Source organism: Paractinoplanes aksuensis (genome assembly GCF_024137025.1).
Lineage (GTDB): Bacteria > Actinomycetota > Actinomycetes > Mycobacteriales > Micromonosporaceae > Actinoplanes > Actinoplanes aksuensis.
This window is the reverse complement of record NZ_JAMYJR010000027.1, coordinates 258,800-273,038: the sequence shown is the minus strand read 5'-3', so window position 1 is coordinate 273,038 and position 14,239 is coordinate 258,800. Positions and strand designations below refer to the sequence as shown.

The 14,239-nt window shown below is 72.5% G+C and carries 11 protein-coding genes; 7 read left to right on the top strand and 4 right to left on the bottom strand.

All coding sequences use genetic code 11. The features are described 5' to 3' along the window. Positions 1-48: 48 nt before the first annotated feature. Together M1L60_RS25050 and M1L60_RS25045 are read left to right on the top strand one after the other, a co-directional pair. Positions 49-1,878, top strand: a complete 1,830-nt coding sequence (locus M1L60_RS25050) for a protein-arginine deiminase family protein (protein WP_253239946.1) — start codon at positions 49-51, stop codon at positions 1,876-1,878. A 399-nt stretch (positions 1,879-2,277) separates the two neighbouring features. Beyond that, positions 2,278-5,034 (top strand): helix-turn-helix transcriptional regulator, encoded by a 2,757-nt coding sequence (locus M1L60_RS25045; protein WP_253239945.1) that lies wholly within the window; start codon positions 2,278-2,280, stop codon positions 5,032-5,034. On the opposite strand, the gene M1L60_RS25040 is transcribed toward M1L60_RS25045, so the two are convergent. Then, positions 5,031-5,819: an isocitrate lyase/PEP mutase family protein gene (locus M1L60_RS25040; RefSeq protein ID WP_253239944.1), complete on the bottom strand. Its 789-nt coding sequence runs from the start codon at positions 5,817-5,819 to the stop codon at positions 5,031-5,033. The genes M1L60_RS25045 and M1L60_RS25040 overlap by 4 nt on opposite strands. A gap of 121 nt (positions 5,820-5,940) precedes the next feature. On the opposite strand from M1L60_RS25040, the gene M1L60_RS25035 reads away from it, so the two are divergent. Further along, complete coding sequence (locus tag M1L60_RS25035; RefSeq protein ID WP_253239943.1) at positions 5,941-6,603, top strand: sigma-70 family RNA polymerase sigma factor; 663 nt, start codon at positions 5,941-5,943, stop codon at positions 6,601-6,603. Here M1L60_RS25035 and M1L60_RS25030 read toward each other — a convergent pair. Beyond that, positions 6,582-8,144: a tannase/feruloyl esterase family alpha/beta hydrolase gene (locus tag M1L60_RS25030; protein ID WP_253239942.1), complete on the bottom strand. Its 1,563-nt coding sequence runs from the start codon at positions 8,142-8,144 to the stop codon at positions 6,582-6,584. The two genes, M1L60_RS25035 and M1L60_RS25030, sit on opposite strands and share 22 nt — an antisense overlap. Positions 8,145-8,233: 89 nt before the next feature. Here M1L60_RS25030 and M1L60_RS25025 point away from each other — a divergent pair, with 89 nt between their 5' ends. Beyond that, positions 8,234-8,800, top strand: a complete 567-nt coding sequence (locus M1L60_RS25025; RefSeq protein ID WP_253239941.1) for a hypothetical protein — start codon at positions 8,234-8,236, stop codon at positions 8,798-8,800. Positions 8,801-8,842: 42 nt separating this feature from the next. On the opposite strand, the gene M1L60_RS25020 is transcribed toward M1L60_RS25025, so the two are convergent. Beyond that, positions 8,843-9,295: a hypothetical protein gene (locus M1L60_RS25020; RefSeq protein WP_253239940.1), complete on the bottom strand. Its 453-nt coding sequence runs from the start codon at positions 9,293-9,295 to the stop codon at positions 8,843-8,845. Between the two features lie 56 nt (positions 9,296-9,351). Beyond that, positions 9,352-11,211 (bottom strand): substrate-binding and GGDEF domain-containing protein, encoded by a 1,860-nt coding sequence (locus M1L60_RS25015; RefSeq protein ID WP_253239939.1) that lies wholly within the window; start codon positions 11,209-11,211, stop codon positions 9,352-9,354. Positions 11,212-11,341: 130 nt separating this feature from the next. On the opposite strand from M1L60_RS25015, the gene M1L60_RS25010 reads away from it, so the two are divergent. From M1L60_RS25010 to M1L60_RS25000, 3 genes are all read left to right on the top strand, one after another. After that, positions 11,342-13,003, top strand: a complete 1,662-nt coding sequence (locus M1L60_RS25010) for a hypothetical protein (protein ID WP_253239938.1) — start codon at positions 11,342-11,344, stop codon at positions 13,001-13,003. Positions 13,004-13,080: 77 nt separating this feature from the next. Next, positions 13,081-13,740: a flagellar brake protein gene (locus M1L60_RS25005; RefSeq protein WP_253239937.1), complete on the top strand. Its 660-nt coding sequence runs from the start codon at positions 13,081-13,083 to the stop codon at positions 13,738-13,740. 12 nt (positions 13,741-13,752) lie between these two features. Next, positions 13,753-14,235 carry a nitroreductase/quinone reductase family protein gene (locus M1L60_RS25000; protein ID WP_253239936.1) on the top strand — a complete coding sequence of 161 codons (483 nt, stop codon included), beginning with the start codon at positions 13,753-13,755 and terminating at the stop codon, positions 14,233-14,235. The last annotated feature ends 4 nt before the right edge of the window (positions 14,236-14,239 follow it).

The window sequence follows — 14,239 nt, the reverse complement described above, 5'->3', positions numbered from 1 at the left end:
GCGCCCGGGCAACAGGATTCTGACAACCGGTCGTGACCATGTGTCGCCATGAGACGACGACACATGGCCGGGCTGTCGGCCGCAGCGGCGGCGGTGCTGCTGGCCGGGGTGCCGATGGTGGCCCACGCGGGCTCGGCGCCGGTGGCCGAGCTGCGGGCGTCCGGGCCCGACCCGGTCTTCCTGGCCAACCTCGACGACGACGCGGGCGCGTGCCGGGCCCGGTCCCGGACCATCGCCGCGGCTGCCGTGGACCGGGAGGCGGCCGCCGACGAACGTTTCCAGGCGGCCAAGGAGGAGCTCGAACAAGAACCGGACAAGGACCAGGCCGAGCGGGCGTACCTGGCCTTGAGGCGGTCGCATCGGGTCGAGCTGAACCAGGCCGACCGTGAGCTGGCCGCCTGCCACGACGCCGCCGACACCACGGTCAACGGGCCGGCCGACGAACTCGACCTGACGCGCCTGCGGATCGGGGCCTGGCCGGACGCGCCCGCGGACGCCACGGCGACGCTGGTGACCACCGGGCGGGTGCGGCTGTTCGTCAAGCGTTCGGGCTGGCAGGTCGCCTCGACGGTCAGCGCGGCCGAGCTGCGCCGCGGGGCCGAACTGGGCCTCGAGGGGACCGACGTGGTGCGTGACCGGGCGGTGTGGGACGGCCGCGCGACGGTCACGTTGCGGGTCACGGCCGGGGGGAGGACGACCAGTTCGGTCGTACGCCTGAGGGAAGCGCCTGTCATCACCCAGCTCAACACGCAGAAGCTGCAGCGGGTGCTGACCTCGGACGCCACCGACGACAGCGGGCGCCAGTGGCGGGCCGCGACCGCCGCCGTACTGCCGGAAGGGGTTCCGCTCGACCGGATCGACACCGGGGGCGACGACTGGATGCAGGACCTGTTCGAACCGGCCTACCAGGTGATGCCCGGCCCGAACGGGAAGCCGCACGGGCTGCGCGTGCTCGTGCCGACCGTGAACGACCTGCACCGGCAGGCCGCGCGGATCACCTATACCCGGCTGCGCGGGCCGGGCGTGGCCGTCGTGCACGTGCCCGGGGTGCCGGCCGAGGGCCTCGACGACATGAACACGTACGACTCGATGGGCAACGTCGAGACCATGCCGCCGACACCGGGCCACCCGCACGGCACGATCGTGGTCGGCAACACGCCGTCGCGCGAGCTCCTCACGTTCTTCCGTTCCCAGGGCGCGCAGGACGTGGTCACCGTGGACACCGGCTGGCTCACCATCGGTCACGTCGACGAGTTCATCCAGTTCCTGCCGTCGGCCCGGGGCTGGCGGGCGATCGTGGCCGACCCGGCGGCCGGCCTGCGCCTGCTGGACAAGGCGTCCGGCGCCCAGAAGCTGCACGGCGGCCTGCCCACCCTGGAATGGCCGTACGACGAACGGATCGACCAGCGCACGGTGGCCGAGTTCCGCGCCGACGAGCAGTTCGTCGACACCAACCGGACCGCCGCCGCCCGGATCGCCGCCAACGTGGCCGAGCTCGGCCTGACAGAAGACCGGATCGTGCGCGTGCCGATGCTGTTCACCGCCCGCTCGCTGGACTGGGCGATCGAGAAGACCGCGGCCGAGCAGCTACCCGCCGGCCCGGACCGCGACCAGGCGCTGGCCGACCTCAACGCCATGCGTCAGGCCGTCGCCGAAACCCCCAACGTCATCAACGGCCTGGTCGTGAACGCCGGCCGCTACGTAGCCCCCAAACCGTACGGCCCCCGGGTGAACGGCCGAGACGTGTTCGCCGACGCCACCACGGCGGCCCTGACCCGAATCGGCCACCAGGTCAGGTTCGTCGACGACCTGATCTCGGCCCACGTCTCCGAGGGCGAGATCCACTGCTCGACGAACACCTTCCGTGCCTATCCCTAGTCCGCGCACTCCTTCGACGGCCCGGCCGGACTCCGCCCCCGGCGTCGGCCGGGCCGGCCAGAGGCCGACACCGCCGATCGCGATGGTGGTGGGCACGGCCACCACGGAGAGGACCTTCTCGGCCCGGTCGAGGCCCTGGGCGGTCAGCAGCCCGACGATCCAGATCAGGCCGTTCACCCCGGTGGCCAGCAGCAGGGCAGCGACGACCCACCTCAGCGCACGTTGCATCCGCACATCGTGGCGACCGGCTCCACCGAGGTCCATTCGATCTTCACTCCGGCGCGGGTCACTCTTTCCCGCCCGGCCTCAGCTTCGAGGCCCGCGCCTTCGGCGATGGCTGATCATGCCGCCGATCAAGGCGATTGACGCTGGTCGGCGGCGCGGATAGCGTCCGGGGCGATGTCCACGAGCCCACCGTTCCGTGATCGGCACAACGAGCGCGACGCCCTGGACCAGCTGCTGACCAGCGTGCGGGCGACGCGGAGCCAAGTGCTGGTCGTCCGGGGTGAGGCCGGGGTCGGCAAGTCGGCGTTGCTGGACCATCTCGAGCGCAGCGCCACCGGCTTCCGCGTGGCCCGGGCGGCCGGCCACGAGTATGAGATGGAGCTCACGTACGCCGGGCTGCATCAGCTCTGTGCCCCGCTGCTCGAGCGGCGCGAGCGGCTGCCCGCACCCCAGCGGGACGCGCTCGCGGCCGCGTTCGGGCTGAGCGCGGCGCCGGCGCCGGACCGGTTCGTCGTGGGGCTCGGTGCGCTCGGCCTGCTCTCGGCCGTCACCGCGGAGAAGCCCCTGCTCTGGGTGGTCGACGACGCGCAATGGCTCGACCGGGCCTCGGCGCTGACCCTCGCCTTCGTCGCCCACCGCGTGCTGGCCGAGCCGGTCGCTCTGGTCTTCGCGGTCCGCGAGCCGAGTCATGTTCCCGAATTGACCGGGCTGCCCGAGCTGCTGGTCGAGGGGCTCGGCGACAGCGACTCCCGGGCCCTGCTCGACGCGGTGCTGCCGGGCCGGCTCGACGAACTGGTGCGGGACCGCATCGTCGCCGAGTCGCGCGGCAACCCGCTGGCCCTGCTCGAACTGCCGCAGAGCCTGACCCCGACCGAACTGGCGGGCGGGTTCGGCGTGCTGGACGCGTCCCCGCTGGCCAACCGGATCGAGCAGAGCTTCCTGCGGCGGCTCGACTCGCTCCCGGCCGGGACCCGGCAGTTGCTGCTGACCGCGGCCGCCGACCCGGTCGGGGACGCGGCCCTGCTCTGGCGCGCGGCCGGCCGGCTCGGCCTGGGCGCCGATGCGCTGGCGCCCGCGCAGGCCGCGGGTCTGATCGACGTTCGCGGCCGGGTGCGCTTCCGTCATCCGCTGGTGCGGTCGGCGGTCTACGGCACCGCGACCCTGCCCGAACGGGAACAGGCCCATCGAGCCCTGGCCGAGGCGACCGACCCGGACGTCGACCCCGACCGCCGGGCCTGGCACCGCGCCCACGCGACCACCACGCCGGACGAGAGCATCGCGGCCGAACTGGAGGCGTCGGCCGGCCGGGCCGCGCAGCGCGGCGGCATCGCTGCGACCGCCGCCTTCCTGGAACGGGCGGCCGAGCTGACCCCCGACCCGGTGCGCCGGGGCCGGCGGGCGCTCACCGCGGCCAGGGCCACCTTCGAGGCGGGCGCGCCCGACGCCGCCGACAAGCTGCTGGCCGTGGCCGGATTGTGTCCCCTCGACGACCTGCAGCGGGCCCTGCTCGTCCGGTTGCGGGCCCAGATCGCCTTCGCCCTGCGGCGGGGCAGCGACGCTCCGCCGTTGCTGCTCGACGCGGCCGAGCGGCTGGCCCCGCTCGACGGCGGACTGGCCCGCGAGGCGTATCTGGAAGCACTCGGCGCCGCGATCTTCGCCGGGCGGCTCAACGAGCGGGCCGGTCCGCGCGAGGTGGCCGCGGCGGCGCGGCGGGGCCCGGCCGCGGTCGAGCCGCCGCGCCCGATCGACCTGCTGCTGGACGGGCTGGCCACCCGGTACGCGGACGGCTATGTGGCCGGGGTGGCTCCGTTGCGGCGGGCGCTGCACGCCTTCGGGCCGGACGCGGGCGGCGACCCGGGCGAGATGATGCGGTGGTTCTGGCTGCCGTGGCTGGTGGCCGGCGACCTGTGGGACGACACAATGTGGCACGACGTGGCCACCCGCGCGACCCAGCTCGGCCGCGACGCCGGCGCGCTCAACCTGCTGCCCCTGGCCCTGGGCAACCGGGCCGCCGTGCACCTGCACGCGGGGGAGTTCGCGGCGGCCGAGTCGCTGGCCGAGGAGGCGATCGCGATCACCGACGCCACCGGCAACGCCCCGGTGCGGTTCTCGTCGCTGCTGCTGTCCGCGTGGCGCGGCTCCGAGGACGAGGCCCTGAAGTACGCCAACTGGGGCCTCGAGCACGTGCTCGCCCGGGGTGAGGGCCGGGGGATCGGCGGGCACGGCTACGCGACCGCGGTGCTGTTCAACGGTCTCGGCCGCTACGAGGACGCGCTGGTCAGCGCCCGGACCGCCGCCGGTTACGACGACCTGGGCCTGTGCGGGTTCGCCCTCGTCGAGCTGGTCGAGGCGGCCGTCCGCTGCGGCGCACTCGACGAGGCGTCGGCCGCCCTGCGGCGGCTCGAGGAAAGAACAACTGCCGCCGGTACGGACTGGGCCCGCGGCGTCCAGGCCTGGTGCACCGCCCTGGTGAGCGAGGGCGCGGCGGCCGAGTCGTGCTACCGCGAGGCGATCGCCCGGCTCACCAGCCGCCATGTCGCCATTCATCGGGCGCGCGCCCACCTTTTGTACGGCGAGTGGTTGCGCCGCGAGAACCGCCGGGCCGACGCTCGTGAGCAACTGCGGACCGCCCACGACAGGTTCAGCCGGACCGGGGCCGAGGCGTTCGCCGAGCGGGCCCGCCGCGAGTTGCTGGCCACCGGCGGCGCCGCGGGGCGGCGTACGGTGGACGCCCGCAACCTGCTCACCCCGCAGGAGGGGCAGATCGCGCGGCTGGCCCGCGAGGGCCTGTCGAACCCCGAGATCGGGGCGCAGTTGTTCATCAGCCCGCGGACGGTGCAGTACCACCTGGGCAAGGTCTTCACCAAGCTCGAGATCACGTCGCGCGGCCAGCTCGGCCGGCTGCCGGAGAGCCGGCTCCGCGCGGTCTAGGAATCCCGCAGGGCGCGCAGCTGATCGGTGAAACGGGCCAGGCCGGCCCCGTGCAGCAGATGTCCCCAGCTGACCCGGGCGACGCCGAGGGCCGCCAGCTCGCGGATCGGCGGCGCCTGGGGCAGGCGGAGGACGTTCACCGGCCCGTCGACCTGCTCGGTGAAGCGGCGCAGCGCCACGGCCTCCGACAGCAGGATCGGGAAGACGCAGTCGGCCCCGGCCTCGAAGTAGGCGTTCGCCCGGCGTACCGCTTCGGCCACCAGCTCGTGCTGCGTCTCGGGGCCCGCCCCGGCGTGGAACGGGCCGATGAAGACGTCGATCCGCGCGTTGATGACGAGCCGGTAACCGTCCTGAGTGGCGGCCCGGCGTACGGCGGCCAGCCAGTCGGCGTGCCGGTCGGCGTCGCGGAGGCGGCCGGTCGCGTGGTCGGTGTCCTCCAGATTGCAGCCGGCGGCGCCGGCCGACCGTAACGCCGCCACGAGGGCGGCCGGTTCCAGGCCGTAGCCCGCCTCGGCGTCGACCGTCGTCGGCACGTCGACACCCCGGGCGATCCGGGCCGCCGCGGCGAACATCTCACCGGCCGGCGCCTTCTCGTGATCCTCGAACCCCAGCGTCGCCGCGACACCGCCGCTGGTGGTCGCGACGACCGGGAAGCCGGCCGCGGCCACGGCCCGCGCGGAGGCGACGTCCCAGGCGTTCGGCAGCAGCAGCGGGGCGCCCGGGCGGTGCAGCGCCCGCAACTGCTCGCAGCGGGCCTGAAGTTCGGCGGTCGGCGAGGCGCTCATGGGCTTACACGATAGCGCCGCCGGTGACTGGCCACCCCGACTGGCGAGTCAGCAGATTCGCCGTCCGTCCCGTCCGCGCGACGCTGCTCGCATCGACAGACAACGAGTGGGGGAGATCGTCATGTCGTACCCGTCGGCCGATCTGCTGGAGCCCGAGGCGGTGGCGGATTTCGAGAGCGTCCGGTCCCGGCTGTTCGGGATCGCCTACCAGCGGCTGGGCCGCGCCGCCGACGCCGAGGACGTGGTGCAGAACGTCTGGGTCCGCTGGCAGGGCGCGGACCGCGCGCAGGTGCGGAGCCGGGTCGCCTTTCTCAGCACCATCACGACCCGGATCGCGCTCAACGCGGCGACCTCGGCCTGGTCCCGTCACGAAACCACGATGGACGGCTGGCTGCCGGACCCGCCGGTCGAATCCGCGGACCCGGCGGTCGAGGTGGAACGCGACGACGCCCTCCGCGGCGCGGTGCGGCTGCTGGTGGACCGGCTGACCCGCGCCGAGCGGGCCGTCTACGTGCTGCGTGAGGCCTTCGGCTATCCGTTCGGCGAGATCGCGCGGCTGCTCGGGCTCACCGAGAGCTCGGCCCGGCAGACGGCGGTCCGGGCCCGGCGGAATCTGACCGAACGCCGCCCCGCGGCCGGTGATCCGGCCGAGGGCGACGGGTTGTTCGAGGCGTTCCGCGTCGCGGCCCGGGGCGGCGGCATGGCCGGCCTGATCGAGGTGCTCACCGGAGACTCCGCCCCGGGCCGCTTTGCCGGGAAGGGTCAGGCTCGGACGCAGCGGTAGTTCGCGGCCGAGGTGGTGGGGCCGTGGCCGGTCCAGCGCGCGACCTTCGGGTAGCTGCAGACCGGGTGGTCGACGGTCACGCCGGTCGGCGACAGGCCGGCGGCGGGCAGGGTGCTCGGGGCCTGGCCGTGCTCGACCCACTTGATCAGCGCGGCCAGGGCGTCGTCGTCCGTGACGGTCGGGCCGGTGGCGCCGCAGTGGTCGGCCCCGGGCACCAGGAACAGCCGGTAGAAGTCGTCGACCTTGCGGTTGCCGCCGAGGGCGGCGTTGACCCGCTCGCGGTACCGGACCGTGGCCTGGGTCGGGATGAGCTGGTCGGACTGGCCGTGCCAGGTGATCAGCTTGCCACCGGCCCGGGCGAACTTCGACAGGTCGGCGTCGTTGGTGCCGATGACGCTGTCGTACTGCTTCTGCGAGGAGGCGTACAGCTGGTGGAAGCTCTTGTAGTTGATCTTTGACAGGTCGTAGGCCGGGTTCTTCGCGACGAAGAACTTGACCCAGGCGTCGGCCACGAAGAACGGCGTGCCCGGCGTGGCCAGGAAGGCGAAGGTCACGCCCTTGTTCGGTCCCGGGTAGCCCTTCGGCCCGGCCCAGATCTCGTTCACGGCGTCGGCCAGGGCCCGGGTGACGGTGACTGTCCTACCGTCACACACCACCGAGGTTCCGGACAGCTTGCGGGCGTCCCAGTGGCAGTCCTGCGGGTTGTCGATGATGCCGTCCGCGACCCCGTCGAGGGTGTCGCACGCTTTCACGGCGGCCGTGTTGAAGGCCTCGAGCTCGCACGGGCCCGGCTTGACCTTGCGCTCGTTGAAGACGGCCTGCGACCAGGCGGTGCCGACGGCGAACCGGGCCCAGTCGATCGCGGGCGCCTTGGCCAGGATGCCGTCGAAGTCGACCGGGTGGTTCTGGGCCTCGGCGTAGCCCTGGCGACCGCCGGTCGAGCAGCCGTTCCAGTACGCGTAGCTCGCCGCGCGCTGGTAGAAGTTCTTCGTCACCGACCGGCCGACGACGGCCAGGTCGTGCAGCGAGCGCGAGGCGAAGTTCTGCACGAGCGCGGCGTTGCCGGCCCAGGGGCTGGGGTCCAGCGGGTCGGCACCGACCCCGGCGTCGGTGGCCGCGGTGGCGTAACCGCCCTTGACCCCGACGACCAGCGGATGCAGCAGCTCGCCGGCCAGATAGGCGCTGCCGCCGGTGGCCTGGAACCGGCCGTTCCACTGCTTCTTGTCCCGCGGCAGCGAGACTTTGATGGCCACCGTGTCCTGCGCGCCCGGGTGGGTCACGGTGACGGTGATGTCGCACCAGGCCGGGACGGCGGTGATCGGCGGATAGTCGGGCAGGGGTGGGTTCGAGGGAAATGTGACGGTGCCGCCGGCGTTGGCGACAGCGGTCACCTTCACCACCTTTGTGCCCGTCGGCGCCGAGACCGGAACGGCAGCGCAGGCGGCCGCGGTGGGGGCGACGGCATTGGCGGCCATCGGCACCAGCACGGTGGCGGCGGGCAGGGCCGCCGCCGCGAACAGGACGATCAAGCGTCGTTTCATGTCGACCACCGTGGACCGGCCGGCACCCGCATCGCCCCAGGGACCTTCCCTGGGCACCCCCGGGGATCACCCGGGGCTAGGATCCGCCGGTGACTCTCACTGTGGCCGATCTGGCCGGGTACATCGATCGCGATCTCGATGCTGATCTTGCTCGCTGGTTTGCCGACAGCGAACCGATTGTTCTGGAAGAGGACGTGCGGCCGGTCGAGCCGTTCCTGGCCCGGCTGGCGCCGGCCGACGCGGCGGCGCTGGCGGCTTTCGACCGGCGGGTGCGGTCGGGCACGATGCCGCAGTTCCTCGATGTGTACGACTGGGTCTACGGGTTCGACTTCGCCGGGAACGGGTGCGGGATTCTCGACTCCGACTACGAGACCGAGCTGACCGACGACGACCTGTACGCGGTGGCGGCCGACGGCGGCGGCAACTACTTCGCCGTACTCACCAACGGGCAGGTGGCCGTCTGGTTCCACGAGGAAGAGGTGATCGAGGCGAACACCCGCTTCGACAATCTCGACGTGTTCGTCTGGTCGATGGTGCGCTACAAGGCCGTACGCGACGGGAAGCTCAGCCGGGCCGATGTGGAGGCCGACTTCCTCGCGCTCGGTCAGGACGGGATGCTCAACGAGGGCACCGGGCTCCTGCACTCGTTGAAGTGATCGGCCGGCGGCCCGCCGGTTGCCGGCGGGCCGCCTTCCCCGTCAGTCGGTGCAGGTGTAGGGGCGCGAGTAGGCGATCGGGCCCCAGTCGCCGTTGTTCTGCTTGACCTGGACGATGGCGGTGATCGACTCACCTCTCCCGCAGGACAACCCGGCCGTCTTGACCTGGACGAAGCCGGGGGCGGCGCGCAGGGTCTTGGCACTGCCGCCGCCGACCCAGTGCTTGTTGCCCTCGACGCTCCAGCCGACCCGGGAGAAGACGCTGACCGCCGAGCCGTGGTTGTTGCTGAAGAGGAACTGGCCGGTGTAGTCACGCTCCCCGACCTTGATGACGCAGGCCTTGTAGTGAATGCTCACCCGGGCCGTCTTCTGGGCGCCGCACGGGCCGGGCACGGCCGCCGCGGCGGGACCGGTCGCGGCGAGGGCGCCGGCCGCGACGATCCCGAGGCCGGCGGCGATCGTCGACGCGCGCCGGGCGAAAGACGAGAGGGGCATGGGGTGACACCTTTCGATCGGTTGACCGGAGCGTCACCGCTCCGGCGCCGATGAACCTAGGTCGCGCCCGTATATCCGCCGTACATCGACGTGTCCGAGCCGGCCTCGACGCCCGTACGCCGGGACTTGGCCCGGTACATGGCCGTGTCGGCTTCGCGGACCAGGGCGTCCGCGTCGGCGAACGGCGTGCGGGAGGCCAGGGCGACGCCGATGCTGGCCGAGACCGGCAGCTGCCGCCCGTCCACCCGGTGCGGGCGGTTGAGCGCTGACAGCAGCCGCCGGGCCGTCGCCTCCGGGGTGTCGTCGTCGAGCGCGTCCAGCAGCACCAGGAACTCGTCACCGCCGAAGCGGGCTGCGGTGCCGCAGGCGCCGAGCTCGGCCCGCAGTCTGCAGGCGACCTCGACCAGGATCTGGTCGCCGACGGCGTGGCCGTACGTGTCGTTGATCTGTTTGAAGCCGTTCAGGTCGACGAAGAGCACCGCCACGTCCGGGCCGCGCTCGATCGCCGCCGCCAGCAGCTGCAGAAAGTAGGTGCGGTTGGGCAGGGCGGTGAGGTGGTCGTGGAGCGCGCTCGCCCGCAGCTGTTCCTCCTGCTCGCGCAGGGTGTGCAGGGCGGCCTGGTAGTCCAGCGCCATCGTCAGCAGGGCGGCCCACTGGTTGATCGGCTCGCGCCCGGTGGCGCCCTGCAGGTCGACCCGGTCGACCGTGGCCAGCAGGCCCCAGTCCCGATCGCCGACCCGGACCGGCACGACGAAGGTCAGCAGACCGGGCTCGGCCCGGGCTTCCTCCAGCAGCTCGGCCGGCGGGAACGAGCCGGCCGTGACCGGGGGCAGGGCCGCCGCCCGGTCGAAGTGGCCGGCTATCTCGAGCCGCGGTTCGCCGGGCAGCCACAGCCCGAGGCAGCCGGCCCGGACCGAGGTGCGGCGCAACCAGCCCAGCTGCCGGGGGTCCTGCTCGTGGCTGCGCAACAGATCGAGGCTGATGTCGTACTGGCTGCTGAGGGAGCGCTGCAACCGGGTGCGCTCGAAGTACTGGGTGCGGCCCTCGTCGCGCAGCGCCGTCTCGCCGACCGAACCGGGACAGCCGCAGGATTCCCGCACCACCAGTTCGGTCGCGACCTCGTGGCGGGCCGGTGGGCCGCCGGTGCCGTCGATCGCCGCCAGCAGGGCGCGGGCCGCGGTCGCGCCGACCTCGAACAACGGCTGCCGCACGGTGGTCAGCCGGGGCTGGGTGAACGAGGCGTCCGACAGGTCGTCGAAGCCGACGACGGCCTGGTCCTCGGGCAGCCGGCAGCCGGCCTCGGCCAGCACCCGCACGATGCCGATCGCGTTCAGGTCGGTGCCGGCGATGACCGCGGTCGACGGCAGCCCGGCCGCGAGCATCGCGTGGGCCGCCCCGACGCCGCCGGCCTGCTGGTTGTCGACCGCCTCGAAGACCAGGCCGGGATCCGGCTCGATGCCGTGGGCCCGCAGGGTGCGGTGGTAGGTGTCGTACCGCTCCTGCTGGTCGAGCGCGCCCAGGAAACCGGCGAAGGCGATCCGGCGGTGCCCGTGCCCGATCAGATGCTCGACCGCGGCCCGTACGCCGACCCGGTTGTCGGGGTAAACGGTCGCGCTGTCGAGTTCGGGGAACTCGTGGCTGACCACCACGACCGGGCGGCCCGAGGCCTGGATCTCCTGCAGGTACTTGGCGCTGGCCGCGTTCACGATGACGACGAAGCCGGCGGCGTGGTCCCAGGCCAGCGGGTACGGCGGGTGCGGGGCCTCGGTCAGCTCCTGCTGGTCGGTGCCCGCGTCCAGCGTCTGCACAGCAACCACTGTGGCATCAGCGTCGGCCGCGGCCCGAGCGATCCCCTCGAGCAGGCCGCCGAAGTACCACCCGCCCAGGAACGGGGATAAAACACCCAGGACGGCCATCGTGCCCCCTCCGCGCCATTGCGTAGACAGGGACGATACCCGCATCCGGCCCGTACGGGGATCGAAGCGGGGCAGCGCCGCCGGGCTCTCGGCACGACAATGGGCACGGACACCCGACCGAGAGAGTCTGATGAGTTTGCTTCGCGGGGGAACAGTACGCACGGTCGGCGCGGCCACAGCCGTGCTAGCAGCGCTGGCCGCGGTCGCGATGGCCAGCTGGCCCAACCTGAACGGGGATGTGCGCTACGCCCTCGGCACCTACGAGACGGCGGGCCGGGGCGGCGTCAGCATCTGGGACATGTTCGTGTCCCGGCCGCTCGCCTACAAGCTGTTCATGGCCGCGATCGACGAGGGGCGCATCCTGCTCGTCGGCGACATCGCGTCGAACCGGGCCAACCTGGTCATCCGGATCGAGACGTACGTTCTGATTCTGGCGGTTGTCGCCCTGTTGTTCCTGGGCGTCCGGCGGATCGCCGGTAGACCCGCCGCAGCCGGCATAGCGGCCGCAACCGGTCTGGCCCTGATGGTGTCGCCGCCCTGGCACTTCCTCGAGCCGGACTGGGTGGCCGCCCTGCTCGCCGTGCTCGCGGTCGCGGTGGCGTGCACGCCGCGGCGGGCGTGGCTGGGCGCGCTGCTGGCCGGCCCGGTCGCGATGCTGGTGGTGGCTGTGAAGCTGTCCACCTTTCCGGTCGCGCTGATCGCCCTGCTGGTCATCGGCGTGTTCGACCGGCGGCGCGCGCTGTGGACAACTCTGTCCACATTGGTGTGGGTCGGTATCTGGTACCTGCTGATCACGGAGTACCAGCCATGGGAATGGACCTGGATGGGCGATCTCGCCCATCTGGTGCACGAGGAACCGCAGCGGATCTACTGGGACGAAGTGGTCAAGCTGCGCACCGCGATCGGCGACGTCATGGTGCTCAACCCGGTCGTGGCGCTGGCGCCGGCCGCGGCCGCCGTGCTCATCCGGCGCGAGTCGGGCGGCCGGCGGTGGGCGGGTCTGGCGGTCGCGGTGGTCGGGTTCGCGATCTCGCTGGCCCCGGCGTACGGGCAGGGCGAGTTCTTCATGTACCACTTCGCCTCGACCGTGGTGCTGTCGGCGGGGGTGTGCGGTGCGGCCTACGCGCTGTGCCCCGGGTTCCGGTGGCCGGTCGTTGTCGCCGGGCTGCTCGCCACCGGGGTGAGCCTGGTGCTGCTGCGTCAGCCGGCCGACTGGCGGCTGGCCGAGTCGCTGCCGGTGACCTGGGCCTACGAGATCTTCGCGTTCGTCTTCGCGGTCATCGCGTGGTTCGTGGCCGGCCGGCTGAAGGTCTCGTTGCCCTGGTTCGTCGGGGTGGTGGCGCTCTGCGTCGCGCAGCTGCCGCCCGTGCTGCCGGGCAACCCGTATTCGTTCAGCACCTACAACTACACGATCCCGGTCGGCCGGTCCTCCGACGCGCCCCTGGTCGAGCTCGGCCGGCGGCTCGGCGCCGACACCCCCGTGCTCTATCTGTCCTACGGCACGGTCAATCACGCCATGGGCAACCCGACGAGCTGCCGCTACCCGTCGCCGATCTGGTTGCAGCGCGGGGCCCTGCTGATGCGGATGCGCGAAGTGCCCAGCTACGACGACAACCTGCGCTGCCTTACTGAGCCGAGCGACGCCCGCTATCTGATCGTGCAGAACAACTGGTACATCATGCCCAGGACGGCCCCCGACGTGAAGGCGCTCATCAACGAGCGGTTCGACTGCTCCCCGGCGGCCCAGATCCCGGCCCCGGAACCACTCACCGTCTGCCCGGCCCGAAACTGAACTGCTACCAAAACTCAAGTGCTCGCACCGGCCGCCGATCAGGTTCCTTGCCCGGATCCCCCTGCGCGAGGTGTTTGATGATTGCTGCTGTCACCGCCGTAACTGACCTGCCCGCCGTCGGCACGCCGATGTTCCTCGTCCTCGGCGAGGGCGTGAACGTCCGGTCGCGCCTCGACTCGGTCGACGACGACGGCACGTTCACGGTGACCGCGCCGCTCGAGACGGCCGGCCCCGGCGGCATCGAACCGGGCGGGTCGCTCGACGTGTTCTGGGTGCCGCCGCGCACCCGCGTCGTGCTCTCCACCCACCTGGTCGCCGCGTCCGACGAGGCCCCGTTCCGGTGGCGGCTCGCCCCGGCCGGACCGCCCCGCCAGAGCAACCGCCGCGAGTACGTCCGGGGCGGGGGCGGCGCCGCCGTCCGCCTCGCCACCGAGGACAGCGAGGTCGAGGGCGCCCTGCTCGACATCAGCGAGGGCGGCCTGCGCTGCTGGATCGACGAGCCGGCCACGCTCGCCCCCGGGGACAAGCTGCGGGCCACCGTCGCCCTCGGCGCCGAGGGCGAGATCGAGGCGAGCGGCACCATCCTGACCGTCCGCGAGGCCCCGCACGGCGACCCGGGGCAGCACGTCATCGCCACCCTGGACACGGCCGAGAGTGTGGCCCGGATGATCCGGCTCTACGTCATGAACTGGGAGATCAGCGAGCGCCGCCTTCGTCAGGACACCGGTGTGCTTTGATGTGCCGTGCGGTTGAGCGAGTTCATCCTCCGGATCGGTAACCGGCGCTGGTTCGCCGCCGGCGGCCGGCTCCTGATGCCGCTCGACCGGCGCCTGATCCGTCTTACCAAGGGTCGTCTCTCCGTCACCGGCTGGCGCACGGCCCCGCCGACCCTGCTGCTGACGACGCGCGGGCGCAAGAGCGGGCTGCCGCGGGAACGCCCGGTGCTCTATGTCCGCGATGGCGACGCGTACGTCGTGATGGGTTCGAACTGGGGCCAGGCCGAGCACCCGGCGTGGTCGGGCAACCTGCTGGCCGACCCGGCGGCCACGATCGTGATCGACGGCGAGAGCTTCGCCGTGCGCGCCGCCCTGGTCGAGGGTCCGGAGCGGGAGAGGCTGTGGCCTTTGCTGCTGCAGGTGTGGCCGGGCTATCGCGACTACGACGCCCGCACCGACCGCACGCTGCGGATCTTCCGGCTCGAACCGGCCCGGCCGCCCGTTATCGAACCGTAGTCGG

Bases quoted from the DNA above. Each gene is read 5' to 3' on its own strand.
- M1L60_RS25050 (WP_253239946.1), top strand. From the start codon at position 49: ATGAGACGACGACACATGGCCGGGCTGTCGGCCGCAGCGGCGGCGGTG.
- M1L60_RS25045 (WP_253239945.1), top strand. From the start codon at position 2,278: ATGTCCACGAGCCCACCGTTCCGTGATCGGCACAACGAGCGCGACGCC.
- M1L60_RS25040 (WP_253239944.1), bottom strand. From the start codon at position 5,819: ATGAGCGCCTCGCCGACCGCCGAACTTCAGGCCCGCTGCGAGCAGTTG.
- M1L60_RS25035 (WP_253239943.1), top strand. From the start codon at position 5,941: ATGTCGTACCCGTCGGCCGATCTGCTGGAGCCCGAGGCGGTGGCGGAT.
- M1L60_RS25030 (WP_253239942.1), bottom strand. From the start codon at position 8,144: ATGAAACGACGCTTGATCGTCCTGTTCGCGGCGGCGGCCCTGCCCGCC.
- M1L60_RS25020 (WP_253239940.1), bottom strand. From the start codon at position 9,295: ATGCCCCTCTCGTCTTTCGCCCGGCGCGCGTCGACGATCGCCGCCGGC.
- M1L60_RS25015 (WP_253239939.1), bottom strand. From the start codon at position 11,211: ATGGCCGTCCTGGGTGTTTTATCCCCGTTCCTGGGCGGGTGGTACTTC.
- M1L60_RS25010 (WP_253239938.1), top strand. From the start codon at position 11,342: ATGAGTTTGCTTCGCGGGGGAACAGTACGCACGGTCGGCGCGGCCACA.
- M1L60_RS25005 (WP_253239937.1), top strand. From the start codon at position 13,081: ATGATTGCTGCTGTCACCGCCGTAACTGACCTGCCCGCCGTCGGCACG.